The sequence below is a fragment of the Paenibacillus sambharensis genome (assembly GCF_003233845.1).
In the GTDB taxonomy this organism is placed as follows: domain Bacteria; phylum Bacillota; class Bacilli; order Paenibacillales; family Paenibacillaceae; genus Paenibacillus_I; species Paenibacillus_I sambharensis.
The window spans coordinates 112,940-133,099 of sequence record NZ_QKRB01000041.1 but is presented as its reverse complement, the minus strand read 5'-3'; the positions used below and the strand labels follow the sequence as shown (position 1 = coordinate 133,099).

The following is a 20,160-nucleotide window of genomic DNA, read 5'->3' as shown; positions in this document are numbered from 1 at the left end:
CATGGGAGAGATGCAGGATGAAGGTATCCTTGTTTATAACGTGTCTGAGTGATGCCATATATCCCAGGGTCGGCGAAGCGATGGTCCGGCTGCTGGCGAAATACGGGGTTACGCTTGATTTTCCTGATGTACAGACCTGCTGCGGCCAGCCGGCTTACAACAGCGGGTACTGGAAGGAAGCGCGTGAGACAGCGAAGACAATTCTACATGCATTTGAAGACAGCGATTTTGTCATCTCGCCGTCTGGCTCATGTACCGGTATGATTCATCACTATCCCAAGCTGTTCGAGAAGGAGCCGGAATGGCTGGACAGAGCGGAGAGGCTGAAGCGCAAGTCTTATGAATTTACACAGTTTCTGGTTCAGGTGCTGGGGGTTACAGACGTAGGAGCTGTGTTCCCGCATAAGGTGACTTACCACCCATCGTGCCATGGCAGCCGTCTGCTTGGCGTTAAGGCTGAGCCTATGGAGCTGATGCGGCATGTGAAGGGGATGGAGCTTGTACCGCTTCCGTTTGCCGAGGACTGCTGCGGGTTTGGCGGCACCTTCGCGGTCAAGATGGCTGATATTTCCGGAGCGATGGTCGCGGAAAAGACGGATCATGTGCTGGAAACGGATGCTGAGGTGCTGGTTGGCCTTGACATGGCCTGTCTTATGAATATTGCCGGTCATCTCAGGTACCGTAATGAACCGGTGAGGGTCATGCATCTGGCTGAGCTGCTGTATGAGGGGGTGAGCCGATGAGCGCTGGCAAGGCGGTGGTACGGCCGGGTACGGTCAAGGAACGGGCTGATCTGGCGCTAAACGACGATTTCCTGCGCAAGGCTGTCCGTTTTACAACGGAGCGGCTGCGGGGCGGTAAGCAGAAGGCTGCTGCCGAGCACGGCAACTGGGACGAGTGGCGCGAACGGGGCAGGCAAATCCGGCTGCATACGATCGCGCACCTGGATTACTACTTGAATCTCTTCGCTGACAATGCACGCGCTAACGGCGTGCATGTTCATTTTGCCGAGACGGATGCTGAAGCAGTTAAATTGTCGCTTGCCATTGCGGAACGCCGGCAGGCGAAGACGGTGGTAAAGTCCAAGTCGATGGTGACAGAGGAGCTTCATCTCAATGCCGCGCTCGACTCTATCGGGGTAGAAGCGATCGAGACGGATCTTGGCGAATACATTATTCAGCTTGCCGGAGAAACCCCGTCGCATATTATTATTCCGGCCATCCATAAGAACCGCTACCAGATTGCGGAGCTGTTGTCCGCGGACGCCGGTGAAGAGCTATTGCCGGACACCACCATACTGGCGGGCTATGTGCGCAAGAAGCTGCGAGAGAAGTTCTTGGAGGCGGACATCGGCATGACAGGCTGTAACTTTGCGATAGCGGAGACCGGCTCGATGGTTCTCTTCGAGAATGAAGGCAACGCGCGTATGGTGACAACGGTTCCGAAGACGCAGATTACGCTGATGGGTATGGAGCGGATTATTCCTTCCTGGGAAGATCTTGAGGTTATGGCGACGCTGCTGCCGCGCTCGGCGACCGGACAGAAGCTGACGGTCTACATGTCAGGTATCACCGGTCCCAGAAGAGAAGCAGACCAGGACGGCCCGGAAGAGATGCACATCATTATCGTGGATAACGGACGTTCGCTGCAGCTTGGCGATCCGGAGTTTCAGGAGCTGCTCAACTGCATCCGCTGCGGCGCCTGCCTGAACGCATGTCCGGTGTACCGTCATATTGGCGGCCATGCCTACGGCGGTACCTATAGCGGACCGATCGGCGCGGTTCTGACGCCTGCTCTGCAGAAGAACGTTGCGGAGTGGGATGACATAGCGAATGCCTCCAGCCTGTGCGGGGCCTGCTACGAAGCCTGTCCGGTGAAAATACCGCTGCATGACATGCTCGTATATTTGAGACGCCGCAAGGTAGAATCCGGGCATGGCAACCGTATGGAATCAGCGGGTATGAAGGGCTTTGCCGCTGTTGCTGGGAAGGCCACCTGGTTCAAGGGCGCCATCAAGCTGGGACAGCTGGGCCAGAAGCTTGTTGTCCGTAATGGCTGCATCCGGATCAAGGCAGGACCGCTTAAGGGCTGGAACAGCTACCGCGTGACCCCAAGCCTGCCGAAGCAATCGTTCCGCGACAAATGGAAGACATTGAGCGGCGAGGTTCAGGCAGAGGCAATGCCCCTGAGCGCCGAGACACGCAGCCGAATGGAACAGCTTGTCCGTGAACGGGAGAAGGGAGGCGGCGGACATGGCGGACACGCATAAGGAGTGGCTGGAGCAGCTTGAAGAGCAGTCGAAGGCAAAGCAGGAATCGTTCATGACGGGAATCGCGAAGAAGCTTGGGCGGAGCCGGGTAACGGAGCCGCCAGCCCATCCGTTCCGCGGAGCCCCTGATTTCTGGCGGACGTTCCAGTGGCCGCTTGAAGAACGGATTGAACGCTTTACCGATCATTTCAAGGCTGCTGGTGGTAACGTGGAGAGATTGAGTAATCTGGAAGATGTAAAGGCCTTTGTCGTAAAGCTGGCTGCTGACATGAATGCCCGGTATATCATCCGTCAGCAGGAGACCGAGCTGGACAGCCTAGGTCTGGAGGAGGCGCTTCCTGAAGCAAATTTAAGCGTTTGGAACAGCGACCCGACCGAGAACTGGAAGGCGCGGGCAGCCGAAGCTGATATCGGCATTGTCATGGCTGATTATGCGGCTGCTTACACAGGTTCTATTACGGTGCTGTCAGCTGCCCGCAAAGGACGTTCAGTCAGCCTGCTGCCGACTGTTCTGATTGCGGTTATCCCGCTCGAGCGGCTGAAGACGCGGCTTGGGGAGATACTCGTTCAGTTTGACGAGAGAGGCCGCGAACAGCTTCCGGCTGGCATCCATTTCATTTCCGGACCCAGCCGGTCGGCGGATATCGAGAATGACCTTACGATAGGCGTTCATGGACCGGGCATTGTCTATGCCCTGCTGGTTGGGTGAAGATCCAAGGCGCATAAATGATATAGAAAAAGCGGGATTCGTGGGCATAAACCATGAATCCCGCTTTTTCTTTTTAGCGAATTGTAAAACGGTTTACTTCTTCATGCAGCTCCTCTGCAAGCCCGCTTAGCGACTCTGCTGCAGCCTTGGTTTCCTCCATAGATGCCAGTTGTTCCTGTGTCCCTGCGGCTATTGTCTGGGTTCGACCGGATACGGTCAAGGCAATCCGTGCTACTTCTTCTACTGATGCAAGAATTTGTTCAGAGCCAGCCGATACCTCCTCGGAGGCAGCTGATACCTCTTGAATCTGCTCCACCGCCTCTGTCATGGCTGATTTGACAACGGCGAAAGCGCTGCTCGCTTCTTCAACTGCTTGAACGCTGGAGTCGGAGGCGGCAACACTGGCTAGTATCGTTTGGGTCATTCCGGATATCCGCTGCTGAATTTCATGGATCAGAGCCTCTACCTGGTTTGCGGACTGGCCGGTCATTTCGGACAGCTTGCGAACCTCGCTCGCAACAACAGCAAATCCGCGGCCTTGGTCACCCGCGCGTGCAGCTTCAATAGCAGCGTTAAGTGAGAGAAGGTTCGTTTGACTGGCGATATCACTGATGATCCGTACGATATCACTGATCTGAATGGAATAGGTGTTCAATTCCTCCATCTGGTCTGCTGCTGTTTGAATGGAATCTTTCAAGTCTCCAATCCTGCCTACAGTGTGCAGTAACGAGCCATAACTAAAATCAACTCGGTTGCGCGTATCAGCGGCAATGTCCGCAACAGCCGAAGAGGACTCTGCGATTCGCTGTAAGCCGGCTGACATTTCTCCCATGGCTGTCACACATTCCTCTGTACCCTTGGACTGAGATTCCGAGGAGGAGGTTACTTCCTGTACGGCTGCTGCAATATGCTGGGCTGCATCAGCAGTCTGGCCGGCACTGGCTGTTAATTCCTCTGAACTAGTGCTGAGCTGTTCTGCCGATGCGTTAAGTTTATGTATAAGCTGATTAAGCTCTGAACGCATCTGTTCAAATGCAACGGCAAGCTTTCCGATTTCATCCTTATTACGGACACGTGTATCGAACGGGCGAAGATCGCCTGCAGCGATTTGTTGTGCAGCATTGGCCAGTCGTACAAGGGGACGGGACAGATGGCGGGCCATCAAATATCCGGCAGCTGCTGCAGCGGCAGCGGCTATTATAACAGCTGTTATTAAGTGCTCGACGATCTCAGCAACCAATGCCTTGTTGTCAGCGACTCCCTGATCCATGAAAGCTTGCTGGTCGGCTGCAAGCTCATCGGCTGCTGTGCTCATAGCTCTGGCAATGGGAAAGAGGTGCTCGACTGCTTCGTTCAATATTTGTTCTCTGCTTGAGTATTGCAGTATCTCACTGCCTGTATCTCGGATTTCCGAATTTATCTCCAGAAGGCGGTTAAGCTGATCCTTTAATTCTGTTCGGTTGGACTGCTGGAGTATACGTTCGAGAGCTTCAGCAGCAGCTGTATTGGATGTATGCATTCGTTCAAGCGCTTCTTCATTGCCTGTGAGAAGAAAATCACGGTAGCTGTTGTTTTGTTGAATAGCCTGGGTTTGAACGGTTTTTAGGTCTGAGAGCATGACAGCACGCCGTTCTATCAGGTCATCATACGAGGCTTGTAGCTGTTTCATATTCAGATATGAATAGCCTCCAATAATAATGATAGCTGCGAGCATAGCTGCAAAACTGATATAAAGCTTGTTTCCGATTGACATCTGTCTCACCTTTCCTGTTCGAAAATATCTTGCTGCTGGTGGCCAAACAAACGCACGCCAAATAGCCGCTCCGTAAGAAGAGGGCGGCTTGGATGGATATTCATCCAAGTGTCCATTCTTGCCGGCGGCCCGGCTGCCATAGAGGATAGATATCCTCCTTAGGCCCGTAGCTTTGCGACCCCGTCTTTCAACGGGTGTGCCCTGTTGACGAATGACAACATGCAATACAAAGGTTGTACAAACATTATATTTTACGGCATTTAAATTTGCAACCTTCGAACTATGGAATTTTCATACAACCTGGTTCCATAGATCTAAAAAATCTAATCAGCATTAGTGAACATAATGGGATTGTGCGGTTCATGTCATATGAGAGGGGAGCAGAAGGCTTAAAAAAGAGAAGGGAAGCACCGGTAATAACCGATACTTCCCGAAGATAGTAAACTGACTTGCAAGCTATTGACTATTCATCCCGCAGCATAAGAAGGGAAACGAATTCATCCTGCGTAAGTTTACCGAAGAAGCTGTGCAGATCAACATTAGCGATTGCCTGCCTGATCGTGGCTTCTTCGTAACGGATGCCGGTAAGCAGCAGTTCAAGCTCGGCCACATCCCGGACCCCGAAGAAATCGCCGTAGAGCTTGACGCCTTCGATATGGCCGTTCTCCACCTGGAGCCGGACATCGATAATGCCGGAAGCGAACTTCCTCGCTCTCTCCAGATTGAACTTAGGAGACCGCCCGTAATTCCAGTCCCAGTTCCGGTAACGCTCCTCAGCCAGCTGTTCAACAGCCTGCCAATCCGCATCAGTAAGCGGGTAGCGGGCAACCGCTTCCGGCTCACATTGGAACAGCTCCTTCAGCAGCATACTGCGAAACTCTTCCACTGAAATTCGTGTCTCCAGAAATTCTGATATATTAGCCACCCGACCGCGTACCGATTTGGTTCCCTTGGATTCAATCTTGATAGGCTTGACTTTGAGCGCGGAAGCGACATGCTCCATGGCTGAGTCGAACAGCAGGGTGCCATGGCTGAACATCCGGCCTTTGCTGGCGAATTGGGCGTTGCCGGATATTTTCCGTTCCCCGACTTGGATGTCATTGCGACCAGTCAACTCGGCTTCGACACCGAGCTTGCGGAGGGCATCGATGACCGGCTTGGTAAATTTGGCAAAGTTATGAAAGGACTCTCCATCATCATTGGTTATGAAGCTGAAGTTCAGGTTGCCAAGGTCATGATATACAGCACCGCCTCCCGATAAGCGGCGGACAACATGAATTCCCTTATCGTGCACATAATCCGTATTGATTTCTTCCACGGTATTCTGATTCTTGCCGATAATGATGGACGGCTCATTCACATAGAACAGCAGATAGCTCTCCGGCATCGGCAGATTACGAAGCGCATATTCCTCCAAAGCAAGGTTGATTGAGGGATCGGTAATCCCCTTGTTATCGATAAACAGCATGGGTTCATCCTCCAGAAATTGAGATACTGCTTTCATTACAGCAGGGCAGCCTACGAAAGTCAAATGAGGATTAGATGAACGAGCCCCGCTGCTGTTTGCTGCTCGACCAAGGCTACAGGAAATTGGGTACTCTTAAGGTCTGCTTGACGATTATGACAGCGCTTTTCTATAATGAAACCTAGTTTCGGCTAGTATTGCCGTCAGATTAAACCGGAAGACGGAAGGGAGGCAGTCGCATGCCATTCGATGGCCAGCCGGTACTGCCGGCCGTGCGCAAGGTGAAGGATTTCGAGAAGCTGATGAAGCTGCCTCATACGTATATCATCTTGCTTGATTGTCATATCAGCCAATTGTCCCAGCTTGTTGGAATGGCCAAAGCTAATAGCAAGAAAGTGCTCCTGCATGCGGATCTTATTGAAGGTCTAAAGAATGACGAGTACGCGGCGGAATACCTCTGCCAGGTCATTAAGCCGGAAGGTATTATCTCGACACGCAGCGGTGTCATTACGAAGACGAAGCAGAACGGACTGCTCGCCATTCAGCGGCTGTTCCTGCTGGATACGAATGCATTGGAGAAGAGCTACGTGCTTCTTGAACGTACACGGCCGGATTTTATTGAGGTGCTGCCCGGCGTTATTCCTCATATCATTGCTGAGGTGCTGCAGCGAACTGGAATTCCGATTATAGCCGGCGGACTCATCCGGTCGGCAGAGGACGTCACGCAGGCGCTTCGAGCAGGTGCCTCGGCTGTAACCTCCTCGAACCTTGGTCTGTGGAACCACCAATTTTCCTAAAGTTAGGGGAGTTTGCTTATGAAGCAGGGCTATGTTCTGGCGTTAGATCAGGGCACTACCAGTACCAGAGCAATCATATTCAATCATGACGGCGCGATTGTCAGCAGTGCGCAGCAGGAGATCAAGCAGAATTTTCCAAAGCCTGGATGGGTTGAGCATAACGCGAACGATATATGGCTGTCGGCGCTCGGGGTCATGGCTGCGGCCTTGTCGGACGGGGATATCCGGCCTGAGGAAATTGCCGCCATCGGCATTACCAACCAGCGGGAAACCGCTGTGGTTTGGGACCGACATACCGGCCGTCCCATATACCACGCGATCGTCTGGCAGTCCAGACAGACGGCCGGGATCTGTGAAGAGCTCAAGAAGGCAGGTCATGAGCATATGGTGAGGAGTAAAACCGGTCTGCTGATTGATCCCTATTTCTCGGGTACGAAGGTGAAGTGGATTCTGGATCATGTTGAAGGCGCAAGAGAGCGGGCGGCGAAGGGAGATCTGCTCTTCGGGACAATTGATACTTGGCTGGTGTGGAAGCTGACCGGCGGCGCTCGACATGTAACCGATTACACAAACGCTTCAAGGACGATGATGTATAACATCTATGATCTGCGCTGGGATGACGACCTGCTGCAGATGCTGGATATACCGCGCGCCATGCTTCCGGAGGTCCGCAACAGCTCGGAAGTATATGGGACCACGGTTGAGCATCACTTCTTCGGCAAACGGATCCCTGTTGCGGGCATGGCCGGTGACCAGCAGGCCGCGCTGTTCGGCCAAGCCTGCTATGAGGAAGGCGCTGTCAAGAATACATATGGAACTGGCTGTTTCATGCTGATGAACACCGGAATGAAGCCAGTCCGGTCCGAGCATGGGCTGCTGACTACGATAGCTTGGGGGCTTGGCGGCAGTATCCACTACGCGCTTGAGGGGAGTGTGTTTGTGGCGGGCTCTGCTATCCAGTGGCTGCGTGACGGCTTGCGGATGATCCGCTCCGCCTCCGAGACGGAGATGTATGCATCGCGGGTGGAATCAACGGAAGGCGTCTATGTTGTCCCAGCCTTTGTCGGTCTTGGCACCCCTTATTGGGAGAGTGACGTGCGCGGAGCCGTATTCGGGCTTACAAGAGGAACTTCGAAGGAGCATTTTATCCGGGCGGTTGTGGAATCGCTGGCCTTTCAGAGCAAGGATGTGCTGATGGCAATGATTGAAGATTCCGGTCTTCAGCTGCAGGCGCTGCGGGTGGATGGCGGAGCTGTCCGCAACGACTTCCTGATGCAGTTCCAGAGCGACCTGCTGGGTGTTCCGGTAGAGCGGCCGGTCATCAGCGAAACGACTGCACTGGGTGCCGCGTATCTGGCTGGACTGGCGGTAGGCTTCTGGAGCAGCACGGAGGAGATCTGCGGCAAGCACCGAACCGAGCGGATGTTTGAGCCGGCTATGGAGGATGGACGAAGGCAGCGGCTGTACGGCGGCTGGAAAAAGGCGATCCAGGCGGCTATTGCCTTCCAATAACTACTAGGTAACTGGCCTGGTTGGCACCGTAATCCCCTTGTGTTATAATAATCACAACAAGTTAATAAACCGGTCGGAGATTAGGAGAGACCACGAAGCCTTGTCCTGCGTGTTAACGCGGGCAGGGAGTTCGTGGTCTCTTTTGTTGTTTTCCGAAAGAAGGAAGCATTGGTTCATAACATAGGGGGGTCTGGCATGAACGGGAATTTCTCAAGCGTCGAAAGGATGAATGTAATAAAGCAGTTATCGAATGAGCAATACGATGTACTGATTATTGGAGGCGGGATAACAGGCGCCGGTATCGCACTTGATGCTGTGACAAGAGGCATGAAGACGGCGCTGATTGATATGCAGGACTTTGCGGCAGGCACGTCAAGCCGCTCAACCAAGCTGGTTCACGGCGGACTGCGTTATCTGAAGCAGCTGGAGGTCAAGATGGTTGCGGAGGTGGGGAAGGAGCGTGAGGTTGTCTACCGGAACGGCCAGCATGTGACAACACCTGAGCGGATGCTGCTGCCTTTTCACAAGGGGGGGACATTTGGCTCGTTTACAACCTCGCTTGGACTCCTTGTTTATGATCGCCTGGCAGGCGTGAAGAGGTCGGAACGCCGAGTAATGCTAAGCCGTGAGGAGACACTAGTCCGTGAGCCGCTGCTCAAGCAGGAAGGACTTCTTGGAGGCGGAGATTACGTTGAGTACCGGACGGACGATGCCCGCCTGACGATTGAAGTTCTGAAGCGTGCTGTGGAGCGGGGAGCCGATGCGGCCAATTACCTCAGAGCGGGGAAGCTGCTGTATGAGGAAGGCAAGCTGTGCGGATTGCAGGCGCGTGACATGATTGAGGGAGGTACGATAACGATCCGCGCCCGGAAAATCGTTAATGCCGCCGGCCCCTGGGTCGACTCCATCCGTGAGCTTGACCAGTCGAAGAAGGGCAAGACACTCCGCTTGACGAAGGGGGTTCATCTCGTATTCGACCAGACGCGTTTTCCGCTTCGCCAAGCGGTCTATTTCGATACCCCCGACAAGCGGATGGTCTTCGCCATCCCCCGGGACGGCAAAACCTATGTCGGTACAACGGATACCGACTACAGCGGCGATATTGCTCATCCCACGATGACAGCTGCTGACCGTGATTATATTTTGCAGTCAATCCGGTATATGTTCCCGGATGTACGGGTTACGGAATCTGATGTGGAATCAAGCTGGGCGGGACTTCGTCCGCTCATCTACGAAGAAGGCAAGTCGCCATCTGAGGTTTCCCGCAAGGATGAAATCTTCCTTTCGCCCTCTGGTCTGCTGACCATAGCCGGGGGCAAGCTGACCGGGTACCGGAAGATGGCCGAGACGGTTACCGACCGGCTCGCGGCACAGCTCGCAGCTGAGGGTGGAGGCACCTTTGGACCATGTGTGACGGCTTCACTGCCGATAAGCGGCGGGGACTTTACGAAGTGGGGAGATTTCGAGACATTTGTAAGAACCATGACGTCTGCAGGGACTTCGAAAGGTCTGGGCAAGGAGACTGCGGAACGTCTGGTCAGAAGATACGGAAGCAATGTAGACTGGATCTTTGGGCGAATGGATGACTTTGCGCCAGCTGCAGCTGCATACAATCTGCCAGTTAATGTCTACGCTGAGCTCATGTACGCAATCGAGAAGGAAATGGCCGTAACACCGGTCGATTTTTTCATGCGGCGTACAGGTACACTTTTCTTTGATATCGATTATGTCACAAGGTGGATGCTGCCTGTTCTATCCGTCATGGCTGACCGCTTGGGCTGGAGCGAGCAGCGTGCAGCGGCATACCGCGGTGATCTGGAACGGCAGCTGCATGACGCGGTCGTGCCGTCAGAAGCAGCGGAGGCAGCAGCAGGTATGCTGTGAGCCTGTAAGCCTGTAAGCCAGTCTGCTGACACAGACTATATGCTGTACAATCAGACAGCCGCTGCTATAAGATAATGTGAGAAAGTAGATAGGTGGAGGTTGGCAGCAATGGTGATGCCGCGAGGTAACTGCCCGGTGCAGTTGAGCGCAATCTGATAACAGATTGTACCGGGCTATAGACTGGCTTGTTATCGGATGATAGGTTCGGCTGCACCGGTTCTCACGTGATTCACTAGTGAGAGGGGCACGAACAGATGACAGAATTTATGAAGCAGTGGTTGTTAGAAGAACAGCGGACATTTGAAGGCTGGAATTTCGATTTCTTTGAAGGAAGAGTCGATGAAGATCCGCTTCCCTGGGATTACAGAGAACTAGTATTGGCCTCCATGACAGGCGATAAGACCATGCTGGACATGGGAACAGGCGGAGGCGAGTTTCTGGTGTCCCTGAGCCCACCTAGGGAACGAACCTTTGCGACAGAAGCATATCCTCCAAACTACGAGCTTTGCAGGCACAAGCTTCCGGCTTATGGAATAGCTGTCAGCTTCATTGAGAATGATGAAGAGCTGCCTTACGATTCAAATTTTTTTGATCTAGTAATCAATCGGCATGAAGCTTACTCGCCGCAGGAAGTACAGCGGGTATTAAAGCCCGGCGGTATGTTCATCACCCAGCAGGTGGGGGGCTGGAATAATCGTGAGCTGTCTTCTTGCCTGCTGGGCGACGAAGCCGCGAAGGCAGACGAGGAGTGGAAGCTGGAGCGTGCCAGCGAGAAGTTAATCGAAGCAGGCTTTACTATCGTGCAGAGCGCGGAGGCGTTTCCGGTCATCCGGTTCCGCGATATCGGTGCTCTTGTCTATTATGCCAAGATTATCGAGTGGGAATTTCCCGGCTTCTCGGTCGAAAGATGCTATGACAGACTAACTTCTCTGCAGGAGAAGCTTGAACGCCGAGGATATGTGGAAAGCATGGAGCACCGGTTCATGATTGTGGCAAGGAAGCTGTTAAGGAAGGCTAGTCAGATTCAATAGTGAACAAGAACAAGCGGGGGACTCAAGCTGAGTCTCCCGCTTGCCTTATGAGTCAAGCCTGCGCTGCCCGGCGTCGCCGGATGATAAATACGGTAATTAGGACAGCAACCAGAATGGCTGCGTAGGGAAAGCCCTGCTGCACATAATTGGTGTCTTCGTCTTCCGCAATCAGCTGGCCGTCAACCTCAACCTGAATCAAACCACCGGACGAGCGGATGGAAATATTCGAAACGCTGACTTCATTATCCATGTTCTTCAGATCGAGCCACTTGGCATTCTTGATCATCTGCATTTCGCCAATCAGTGACTCCAGCAGATCGAAGCCCAGATAAGGATGATAGAAGCCTGCAATATAGGAATCTGTATAGTGCTCATAAATAGAGGCTTTCTTCATCATGGCGGCCACACCGTTCTGATCTCCATTCTCTACGTATCCAATCGTCTCGGGGAGCAGCCTCATGCCCTTCAGATAGCTGGGATAGCTCTCATAGAGTGGTGCGTAATTGCTTGTCCAGGTCAAATCAGATAACTGCAGCTGGCCGACATAGGTGGAAAAGTGGCTGGCGACAGTCGCATAACCGGTTGAAGACATGGCATAGTGAGGCGCTTCAAAAGCAAGCGGGTAGAGCTTAAGGTCGATCAGCTCCTGTACACCCTTCTCCAGCGTCTCCTTGACATAACGTTCTTCAAAGGCTTGTCCCTCTTTGAGGTAAGCCTCATAAGCTTCCTCGGTATCAAAATGATCCCGGCTATATGATTGCTCACTGGCTGGCTGAGTTATGGGGTGATCATATTCCGCATCCCAATATTCGAAGCCCTCGCCTGTCTCGGAACTCCTGTATTGATGGCGGTAGCCGTGCAGTACGATACTGCCCCCATTATCCTGAGCATAGCGAAGGGCTTTGACAAGCTTCGGTGAATCCTCGAGATGAATTTCCTTCTGCGTTTCGGGATTCGTATAGACGGGGATGACCGACAGCATATACGGAATGTTCTTGCTCTTCAGGTACTTTGCAATTTCCATGACTTTCTTGTGCTCTGATTTCGGGTGAATGTCTTCCAGACGGAGGTAAAGGGTTGGCTGACGACTGCCTTCCTGACCGAAGAAGGAAAACAAGGTCTCCCCAAGCAGATAACCCATGGGATTAAATAACGATGCTGAGGCCAGATAATAGGAACTGCCCTTGCGGGCCAGCAGCGGCACTTCGCCCTGGGCCGTCGTGCCTGACATCAGTATTTCGGCATCTGGGCCCACTTGAACTTCAGTCGCCAGCCGCTCTTCCGGAAGGACTGTTAGTTCACCAGAAGAGGTTGTTGTGACTGCACTCGTAAGAACGGAATTATTGCGGGTAACGAAGCCGTATCTTCCGGGAAACTGCCTGACATTCTCATTGATCAGCATGGCGGGGCCTTTGAATTCTTCGACGAATCTTATGAGTTCACCCGGCAGCTCCTTCTGCTGCAGGCCGTAGTAGAATAGATGGGTGTATGCTTCACCGGACACGCTGGCGATTTCTTCATCGGAAATGACCGTGCTGTTCCTGGAGAAATGCCCTGCCAGCATGTCAAGAATCCGTACCTGATGGATATCCTCCTTCTGAGCCAGACTGTATACGATGAGCGCTCTTGTTTCCTGTTTTGGCGCCGACCCCGAACTGGCAGCTGCGGTCTTCCCGTGTGGTTGTGGGGCTAACGAAGCCAGCATGGCAATTAACATGCATACAACTATAGATTTTCTCATCAGAAATGTCTCCTATGTCATTAATCAAAGAAATGGAGGATTACTTTCTCATTCCTATAAATATTATCCATTCCATTGCCTAACGTCAAATTAATTTTTGGGTCTAGCGGCGTAGAACATCGACCTTTAGTCCAGTGTTGCTTATAATGAAGTAAGACTATTGGTGTGAGACACGGGAGGTGCCGGGTTGAAGAACAGGCAGGTTGTAACAGCTGTGGCAGTGATTTGCGCCATGCTCGGATTGGGTGCTTATCTGTATAGTAAGGAGGATCAGGTGTCCCCGACAGAAACCTTCATACGCACCTCGATGAGCAATGCGAACGGGACTCTGGCAACCTATCTTCAGGAGGCGGAGAGTGTTCATCCTGATCTTGCGGCCGGAAGGGAAGCGCTCTCTGAATCGCTCGGGCTATGGATGCTGTATGCGGTTAGAGAAGAGAATAGAGAGCTATTCCGCAGCAGCCATAAGATGCTGACCGAAATCTTCATGGGGCCTGACCCTTATATTAAATGGAAGCTTCAGCCGAATGGACAAGCCCTTGTTACGACGAATGCGCTTGGCGATGATTTTAGAATTATAGGAGCTCTTCTGCAGGCTTATCAGCTGTGGGGCACGCAGGACTATCTGGACACAGCCGGCAGAATTGCCCGTCATTTAATGAAAGAAGGGCAAGTGAACGGCTATCTGACGGATTTTCATGACTTTAAGCTTGGCGAGACCTCTACTACCTTGAGTCTGGTGTATGTGGACACTGCTGCCCTGAAGGCGATGCTTGAGCAGCGGCTGATTAATCAGCACGAGTACGATCAGTATGTGAGTCTGCTTATCAGTATGCCGTCTGAGGGACCGTTTGTCCCCAAATCATACGACGTCATAACGCAAGCTTACTCCTATGATTCCTCTGTGAATATTCTGGACCAGCTAATCATTGCGATTCATGCTGATGAGGCTGGGAGGGAACCGCTGGCGCTAATGGATTTCCTGCGTTCCGAATTCCAGGAACGGTCCCTGTTTTACGGCCGTTATGATGCGCAAAGTCTGGAGCCCGACGTCTCTTACGAGTCACCCTCCGCTTACGGGCTGGCTGTTCTGCTCGCGCTGCAGACGGGTGACCGTGAATTTGCCGGGAAGATATGGGAGCGGCTCAGGGGGATGCGCGGATTGGATGAGCGGTTTGAAGGAGGGTATGTCTTTGATAGCAATACCCATATCTTCGATAATCTGTTTCCGTTATTGGCTGAATCTGAACTTAATTAGGTCTAATTGTCTATTCCGCGATTGTCGAATGGTGTTGTAAGATAGGCAGTATAAACCAATAACTCTTTCTGTAAAGGCAAAATTGCCGAAAGGCAATGACGCAAAGCAACGGGTCTAAGGCGCAAGCTAAGACAGCCGGGCTGCCGGTTTTGTATAAATCGTGAGGAGTGGTCCACATGTTCAATATGCTGTCTTCTGGACGCCGTATCATGGCTGGTCTCGCCGTATTGCTGACGGTAAGTGCCGCGGCACCTGCCGCGCATGCATCAGCCGTTACTCTTTCCCCAACAGAAGCCTTCATTCAAACCCATCTGTACAATCCCAATGGAACGATTGCCACACGCCTGAGCTCCGCTCAATCGTCGGCTGACCCCAATATGGCTGGCGGAAGAGAGTCGCTGTCCGAGTCGCTTGGCCTATGGATGAACTATGCTGTACTTAAGAACGATGCTGCTTTGTTTAAGAGTGGTTATGACCAATTGCTGCGCAATTACTTGTCCGCATCGGGGCTTGTCTACTGGAAGCTGTCTGCCGACGGGACAAGCGGAGTGACAACGAATGCGCTGATTGATGACCATAAGATAATAGACGCGCTGTACAGTGCGAACCAGAAGTGGGGAAAACCGGAGTATAAGCAGATGGCCGATAAGCTGAGCACATTCAGCAGGACGAATAACGGACGCAGCGGGCTGTTTGCCGATTATTATGATGAAATGTCCGGCTATGTATCTGAATCGGTCACGCTCTCTTACATTGTGCCTTCAGCACTTAAACGGATGTACAGCAACCGCCAGATCGACAAGTCGGTCATGAACCAGAATCTTAATCTGCTGAAGACAATGCCGACAGACGGGACGTTTTTCCCGAAAAATTATAACATCGCAACGAAGCAGTTCACTTACGACTCAACCATTAACATGATTGACCAGGTGTATATCGCCCTGCACCGTGCTCAGAACGGCCAGACCTCGCCGGCTCTATACAAGCTGATCAAGAAGGACTTCTATGCCTACAAGTATCTTGTCGCAGGCTATGATCGTACAACCGCAGCTCCAAGTGTTACCTTCGAATGCCCGGCGTTATATGGACTGTCGATCCTGTATGCACTGGAATCTGGTGACCGCAGCTTCGCGTTAGATTTGTATAACCGGATGACCGTCTGGCGGGTGAATGACCCGCAGGATCCAATGTATGGCGGCTATGTCAGCGGCGGCGATTCTTATTCCTTCGACAATCTATACGCCCTGTTGGCGGAGCAGGCATTAATCAATCTTAAGCTCATCTAACGAGAGAAGGCATGCCGGTGTCTATGCGACACAGGGCATGCCTTTAATGTGATGTGCAGAATTTAGGATTTGTAATTGCTAATGTATGAATTCTAGAATCGTACGGTCTTGTCCCATACGACATCCTCTTTCTTCCATGCTTTCTTGACCTGGAAGTAGAGAGCCCGGACGAGCAGAACCATGAACAGCTGGGCATAAGTGAAGTACATAATGACAGCTATAAACATATTCATCGGTGTCAATGACCGGTCGACTGTCAGCGCGCTGAACAACTGCATGAGGTAAACCAGGTAAGACTGGAACCAGAGAATAAGCAGCGGTGTGGTAATGTCCGTTCCCGCTTTGCCCAGGAGCCCTAGGATGAACCAGATATCAGAGATGATGAGCAGCAGAACAAATCCTACATACACAAGAAGCTGATGGAAGGAGTGGGCGGCTGTGCGTCCCTTGAACCAGCTCGGCTTGCGCAGACTCTTGAAGATAATATACAGGTTGCCCTCCATCCAGCGCGTACGCTGCTTGAGCCACACGCGGAACGTCTCCGGTTCCTGTTCCCAGGTCCTGGATTCAGGTACGATCGGGAGCAGGCCGCCTGCTGCGGTAATGGTCATGGTCAGATCGGCATCTTCTGCGAGTGCGTAGGGATCCCATCCGCCGTTCTTGATCATCGTTTCCCTCGATACCAGCATATTCGTCCCCGTTAGCGAGCCAGTCTTGAACATCAGCCAGCGGCCGCTCTGCATCAGGAGCTGGAAAACCTTGAATTCCATCGCAATCATACGGGTAAGCCAGTTCTTCGTTTCGTTAACCGTCCAGACATATCCGACGGCGCCTACTGCTCCCGGAACCTGTTCTGCCCGTTCAACAAGCAGCTTCAGTGCTTGCGGCTCCGGCTGATTGTCGGCATCGTAGACGCAGATATAGTCAGAATCAGATATGGAAAGCCCGTAATTCAGTACACGTGATTTACCGCTCGGCTTGCCGGGCGGCACATGAATGTGCTTGATCCGGGGGAAGGTGCTGGCATAGAAATCCGCGATCTCTCCGGTCTCATCCTTGGAATTGTCATTAAGCAGATAAATGATAAGCTCCCCGGGATATTCCAGCTTGACCATCGCATCGAGTGTTTCGGCGAGCACTTTCCCTTCGTTATGTGCAGGGATGAAAATACTGACGCTCGGATATTGCTCCAGCGGCTTGTAAGTATTCGGTTTGGAGCGGTACAGGATCCCTGCTACCGTCAGGATTGAATAAAACACCAGCAGGGTCCAGAACAGGGTGGAGCTGACAATCATGATTAAGGTTGTGTTCACTATGGGCCTCCTCTAGCTGTACATGGTGTATCAGGCCACAATAGCCTGCGTATCGCTCCAATTATCCGGCAGCTCCAGCAGGCTGGTTTCATAGAAGCTCTCCGGTACGTTCACTTCTTGATGCAGGTAAGCCTTAAAGCGCTCCTCTACGATTGACGCGCCATCACGATTAGTGTTTTGAAGCAGAACGACGAGCTCATAATCGGACACTTTCCCAACCAGATCATATTGTTCTCTTACCGATTTCAAAGCAGCTGTAGCGAAAGCGTGAAATACGCTTTTCTTAGCAAACTCCTTGCCGGCGGCATTGATCTTGATCTTAAGCAGATAACCCTGCTCCTTACGGCGGCGCATAGCCACGAAAATCGATTCCATGCGGTACATGAACTCATTAATCGTCAGCACGGAAGCATCCTTCTCATACTTGCGCAGCTCCTGCAGCTCTTCATTCATTTCGGAATAAGCCTGTCCATACTTGACAAGCTGGGAGACAGTCAGCCACAGACAAATCACACAAGCCATGAAAGCCAGATTGGTTAGAATTGCGTGCGCTTGCTCGGAGCTGTCCCATTCGTTCATATAGCCTTGAAAGGCCAGCCAGAAGCCTGTTCCAAGCATCTCGACAACCAGCAGGGCAAAGCTCTGCAGCGGCTTCAGGTAAGCAAAGCATACAGCTGATAATACGACAATGGCTGAGAAGGTCAGCAGCTCTTCACCTTTCGCAGAAGCAACCAGTGCCACAGCAGCACCTACAGTTAAAATAAACAGCCATACGATTAGTCTTTCACGTTTCATCCGGTCACCTTCTTCATGTTGAGAGTTCGAACCATATTATCCAGCTAATTATAAATGAAATAACACACAAATCCCATCATAATTCGACAATTATTATCATTTTTTGTGGGGTTGAATGACCTTCTGCTACCAAAGGTCTAGTGAATAATGCCATGTCTCCAAAACGTGGGGTGATTAACAATGCGTACTAACTTACAAGGGTTTTTAAGCCAATGTGTAGAAATCTTAAACACTAAGAATTATTCTCATTGAGATGGGGGGCAGCGGAGATGAGGACACTTGGACCAAACGATCCTCACAGAAAGGAAGAATGGCAATTCCAATCCAGGTTTATGGGCTGCAGTTATACAATTAAAACAGCTGTACCGCTTCATCCCGCGTCAGCGGAGGGTTACCCGGTAATCTATGTGCTTGACGGCCACCAGTATTTCACAATCACTCATGATGTGGTGAGGCTTCAATCCCGAAATTCTGCCAAGACGTTTATCAGCCCGTCCATTGTTGTCGGGATATGCTTATCGGGAGAAGACAGCAGCATGTCGAAGCAAAGGTTCTATGATTTTACACCGGCAGCAGACCAGTATAAGTACCCCGAACGGCTGCAAAATAGGGAGCTCGGCAAGCATGGCGGTGCAGAACGGTTTCTCGAATTTTTGACACAGGAGCTCCAGCCGGAAATTGTGGGGCGGTATCCGGTTAACAGGTCCAGACAGACCCTGTTTGGTCATTCACTGGGAGGCTTGTTCACGCTCTACACACTGCTGGCAAAGCCGGATTCCTTCCAGTATTACCTCGCCTTCAGTCCCTCGATCTGGTGGAATGAACAGGATATCTACCGTTATATGAACAATCCCGGAGCTTCTGTTTCCAGGCATTCGCGTATTCCAGGCATATTCCTCACGGTTGGGGGCGAGGAAGGCTTCATGGTTGATGACGCCCGGCAGTTTGCCGAGCGATTGAGGAGCAGTCCGCTGGTGCCTGACCGGTTCGATTATTACGTTGCAGCTGACGAGAATCATGCCTCAGTTGTTCCGGCCGTTATGAGCCGGGCGATTAGGTTTACCGTGCAGAGCTGATGTGAAAGCCCAAAGCCGTTCATAATAATATGAATCAAGATTCCGGCACTACTGGCCGCTGGTCGGGGCTGCCGCCATGCCTGGGGCTGATCTCAAGAACCAACCAAGGTCTGATTAAGACGTCTTATCCTTCCTATAAGATGGAATTGAATAATCTTACAGGAGGAGGGTGTTTTAATTGGCTAATCGGGCAGTGCCGGAACGTACAGATGCAGTTAAATTGTTTCAAGGCGAGAAGTGGCTTTTGCTGACTGGGGTGCTGGGTTTAATCCTTGCTGGAATCTGCGCGGTCTGGGTGATGCTCTATGGCGGCCCGGTCTCGCCAGACGGCGATGTATCCAAGGCAGCATCGTTTAACGCGGCTCTAGGGATATTCCTGATCTCAACAGCTGCCATTGCTCCCTTGTCAGGAATGGGAAGAAGAAGCCTTGCCATCTTCCGCTGGACCTACATTATATTAGGCTTGTATGGCTACTTTACGGAAACGATACAAAACTTTCGCGGATTAAACCCGAGATTTACGGAAGGCGGCACGGTTCTGGACAGCTATATCAGCTTGCTGTTTGTCATCGATGCCTTACTTTTGGTACTCGTATATGCCTGGTTTGCTGTCCCGTTCTTCAGCAGCAAGGCTGCGGGGAAGCGTCCGCTGCTGGTCTTGGCAGCGCGATATGCCATCATGGCTACGATGCTGTCGTTTGCGGCCGGGATCTGGCTCTCGGTTAACCAGGGCCGGTTCACCGGAGCGGAGGGCAATATCATCTGGCTGCACGGCATCGGATTTCATGCACTGCAGGCAATCCCCTTGACGGCCTGGCTGGGAGAGCGAGCCGCGTTAAGCGACACTGCCCGCCGCTCGTTTGTCCGCTGGACAGGAATTGCATACATACTCGGCCTGCTGTTTATCGGCTGGCAGACCTATCTCGGCCAAGCGGTATTCGAGTGGTCTCTCTTGCCGGTTCTGGGCGCGCTGAGCTTCCTGGCAGCCCTGCTGCCGGTATTTATGTTGCTGCGAAGTATACTGATGGCTAACCATCATGTCATGGAGGGTTGACGATGTATGAATATATATATGTAGAAACTTCACTTGGAGGCTTTTTTACCGAAGCGACACACCGGGGGACGATAGACAAGTACGCAAGAGAAGGCTGGCGGCTCGTACAGGTGCTGCCGACTGACTATAACGGTCATGGCAAACCAACTGCTTACGAGATCATTTTCGAGCGGCCGGTTGAGAGCTCATAAGACACAGCGCCGCCATTGCCTGTTGC

General features: G+C 52.1%; 17 protein-coding genes and 2 riboswitches. Of the genes, 12 read left to right on the top strand and 5 right to left on the bottom strand.

All coding sequences use genetic code 11. The annotated features are described in order from the left end of the window. Positions 1-17 precede the first annotated feature (17 nt). The 3 genes from DNH61_RS08920 to DNH61_RS08910 are packed head-to-tail and all read left to right on the top strand — an operon-like array spanning position 18 to position 2,978. Entirely contained in the window at positions 18-743 is a 726-nt protein-coding gene (locus DNH61_RS08920) for a (Fe-S)-binding protein (protein WP_111146304.1), read from the top strand. After that, positions 740-2,269 (top strand): LutB/LldF family L-lactate oxidation iron-sulfur protein, encoded by a 1,530-nt coding sequence (locus tag DNH61_RS08915; protein ID WP_111146303.1) that lies wholly within the window; start codon positions 740-742, stop codon positions 2,267-2,269. The genes DNH61_RS08920 and DNH61_RS08915 overlap by 4 nt, the downstream gene beginning before the upstream one ends. Next, positions 2,253-2,978: a LutC/YkgG family protein gene (locus DNH61_RS08910; protein ID WP_111146302.1), complete on the top strand. Its 726-nt coding sequence runs from the start codon at positions 2,253-2,255 to the stop codon at positions 2,976-2,978. Before DNH61_RS08915 ends, DNH61_RS08910 begins: the two co-directional genes overlap by 17 nt. 73 nt (positions 2,979-3,051) lie before the next feature. Here the strand turns inward: DNH61_RS08910 and DNH61_RS08905 are convergent, their stop codons facing one another. Beyond that, a complete protein-coding gene (locus DNH61_RS08905) occupies positions 3,052-4,731 on the bottom strand; it encodes a methyl-accepting chemotaxis protein (RefSeq protein ID WP_111146301.1) in 1,680 nt (559 codons plus the stop codon). Positions 4,732-4,851: 120 nt separating this feature from the next. After that, positions 4,852-4,942, bottom strand: a riboswitch (cyclic di-GMP riboswitch). Between the two features lie 252 nt (positions 4,943-5,194). Continuing rightward, positions 5,195-6,199, bottom strand: coding sequence for a lipoate--protein ligase (lplA, locus tag DNH61_RS08900; RefSeq protein WP_111146300.1), 1,005 nt, complete (start codon positions 6,197-6,199; stop codon positions 5,195-5,197). A 236-nt stretch (positions 6,200-6,435) separates the two neighbouring features. Here lplA and DNH61_RS08895 point away from each other — a divergent pair, with 236 nt between their 5' ends. The 4 genes from DNH61_RS08895 to DNH61_RS08880 all read left to right on the top strand — a co-directional run bounded on the left by DNH61_RS08895 (position 6,436) and on the right by DNH61_RS08880 (position 11,420). Then, entirely contained in the window at positions 6,436-6,993 is a 558-nt protein-coding gene (locus DNH61_RS08895) for a glycerol-3-phosphate responsive antiterminator (protein WP_111146299.1), read from the top strand. An 18-nt stretch (positions 6,994-7,011) separates the two neighbouring features. Then, positions 7,012-8,505, top strand: coding sequence for a glycerol kinase GlpK (gene glpK / locus DNH61_RS08890; protein WP_111146298.1), 1,494 nt, complete (start codon positions 7,012-7,014; stop codon positions 8,503-8,505). Between the two features lie 195 nt (positions 8,506-8,700). Next, entirely contained in the window at positions 8,701-10,389 is a 1,689-nt protein-coding gene (locus DNH61_RS08885) for a glycerol-3-phosphate dehydrogenase/oxidase (protein ID WP_111146297.1), read from the top strand. 254 nt (positions 10,390-10,643) lie between these two features. After that, positions 10,644-11,420 (top strand): class I SAM-dependent methyltransferase, encoded by a 777-nt coding sequence (locus DNH61_RS08880; RefSeq protein ID WP_111146296.1) that lies wholly within the window; start codon positions 10,644-10,646, stop codon positions 11,418-11,420. 52 nt (positions 11,421-11,472) lie between these two features. Here DNH61_RS08880 and DNH61_RS08875 read toward each other — a convergent pair whose 3' ends face one another. Next, positions 11,473-13,161: a DUF2334 domain-containing protein gene (locus DNH61_RS08875; RefSeq protein WP_111146295.1), complete on the bottom strand. Its 1,689-nt coding sequence runs from the start codon at positions 13,159-13,161 to the stop codon at positions 11,473-11,475. Between the two features lie 187 nt (positions 13,162-13,348). Here DNH61_RS08875 and DNH61_RS08870 point away from each other — a divergent pair, with 187 nt between their 5' ends. Together DNH61_RS08870 and DNH61_RS08865 are read left to right on the top strand one after the other, a co-directional pair. Beyond that, positions 13,349-14,419 carry a glycosyl hydrolase gene (locus tag DNH61_RS08870; protein ID WP_245948068.1) on the top strand — a complete coding sequence of 357 codons (1,071 nt, stop codon included), beginning with the start codon at positions 13,349-13,351 and terminating at the stop codon, positions 14,417-14,419. 65 nt (positions 14,420-14,484) lie between these two features. Beyond that, positions 14,485-14,567, top strand: a riboswitch (cyclic di-GMP riboswitch). Positions 14,568-14,595: 28 nt separating this feature from the next. Then, positions 14,596-15,705: a glycosyl hydrolase gene (locus DNH61_RS08865; RefSeq protein ID WP_111146294.1), complete on the top strand. Its 1,110-nt coding sequence runs from the start codon at positions 14,596-14,598 to the stop codon at positions 15,703-15,705. A 92-nt stretch (positions 15,706-15,797) separates the two neighbouring features. Here the strand turns inward: DNH61_RS08865 and DNH61_RS08860 are convergent, their stop codons facing one another. Then, positions 15,798-17,000, bottom strand: coding sequence for a glycosyltransferase family 2 protein (locus DNH61_RS08860; RefSeq protein WP_111146328.1), 1,203 nt, complete (start codon positions 16,998-17,000; stop codon positions 15,798-15,800). A gap of 48 nt (positions 17,001-17,048) precedes the next feature. After that, positions 17,049-17,813, bottom strand: coding sequence for a nucleotidyl cyclase domain-containing protein (locus DNH61_RS08855; RefSeq protein ID WP_111146293.1), 765 nt, complete (start codon positions 17,811-17,813; stop codon positions 17,049-17,051). 269 nt (positions 17,814-18,082) lie between these two features. Between DNH61_RS08855 and DNH61_RS08850 the strand changes: the two genes are divergently transcribed. The 3 genes from DNH61_RS08850 (at position 18,083) to DNH61_RS08840 (ending at position 20,134) form a co-directional block, all read left to right on the top strand. Further along, entirely contained in the window at positions 18,083-18,889 is an 807-nt protein-coding gene (locus tag DNH61_RS08850; protein ID WP_245948066.1) for an alpha/beta hydrolase, read from the top strand. A 178-nt stretch (positions 18,890-19,067) separates the two neighbouring features. Beyond that, on the top strand, positions 19,068-19,943 hold the full coding sequence (locus tag DNH61_RS08845; RefSeq protein ID WP_245948064.1) for a hypothetical protein: 876 nt from the start codon (positions 19,068-19,070) through the stop codon (positions 19,941-19,943). A 2-nt stretch (positions 19,944-19,945) separates the two neighbouring features. Continuing rightward, positions 19,946-20,134, top strand: coding sequence for a DUF4177 domain-containing protein (locus tag DNH61_RS08840; RefSeq protein WP_111146292.1), 189 nt, complete (start codon positions 19,946-19,948; stop codon positions 20,132-20,134). Positions 20,135-20,160: the final 26 nt, after the last annotated feature.

Coding starts and splice junctions, on each gene's coding strand:
- DNH61_RS08915 (WP_111146303.1), top strand. CDS start 740: ATGAGCGCTGGCAAGGCGGTGGTACGGCCGGGTACGGTCAAGGAACGG.
- DNH61_RS08895 (WP_111146299.1), top strand. CDS start 6,436: ATGCCATTCGATGGCCAGCCGGTACTGCCGGCCGTGCGCAAGGTGAAG.
- DNH61_RS08860 (WP_111146328.1), bottom strand. CDS start 17,000: ATGATTGTCAGCTCCACCCTGTTCTGGACCCTGCTGGTGTTTTATTCA.
- DNH61_RS08855 (WP_111146293.1), bottom strand. CDS start 17,813: ATGAAACGTGAAAGACTAATCGTATGGCTGTTTATTTTAACTGTAGGT.
- DNH61_RS08905 (WP_111146301.1), bottom strand. CDS start 4,731: ATGTCAATCGGAAACAAGCTTTATATCAGTTTTGCAGCTATGCTCGCA.
- glpK (WP_111146298.1), top strand. CDS start 7,012: ATGAAGCAGGGCTATGTTCTGGCGTTAGATCAGGGCACTACCAGTACC.
- DNH61_RS08850 (WP_245948066.1), top strand. CDS start 18,083: ATGAGGACACTTGGACCAAACGATCCTCACAGAAAGGAAGAATGGCAA.
- lplA (WP_111146300.1), bottom strand. CDS start 6,199: ATGCTGTTTATCGATAACAAGGGGATTACCGATCCCTCAATCAACCTT.
- DNH61_RS08910 (WP_111146302.1), top strand. CDS start 2,253: ATGGCGGACACGCATAAGGAGTGGCTGGAGCAGCTTGAAGAGCAGTCG.
- DNH61_RS08840 (WP_111146292.1), top strand. CDS start 19,946: ATGTATGAATATATATATGTAGAAACTTCACTTGGAGGCTTTTTTACC.
- DNH61_RS08885 (WP_111146297.1), top strand. CDS start 8,701: ATGAACGGGAATTTCTCAAGCGTCGAAAGGATGAATGTAATAAAGCAG.
- DNH61_RS08865 (WP_111146294.1), top strand. CDS start 14,596: ATGTTCAATATGCTGTCTTCTGGACGCCGTATCATGGCTGGTCTCGCC.
- DNH61_RS08920 (WP_111146304.1), top strand. CDS start 18: ATGAAGGTATCCTTGTTTATAACGTGTCTGAGTGATGCCATATATCCC.
- DNH61_RS08875 (WP_111146295.1), bottom strand. CDS start 13,161: ATGAGAAAATCTATAGTTGTATGCATGTTAATTGCCATGCTGGCTTCG.
- DNH61_RS08880 (WP_111146296.1), top strand. CDS start 10,644: ATGACAGAATTTATGAAGCAGTGGTTGTTAGAAGAACAGCGGACATTT.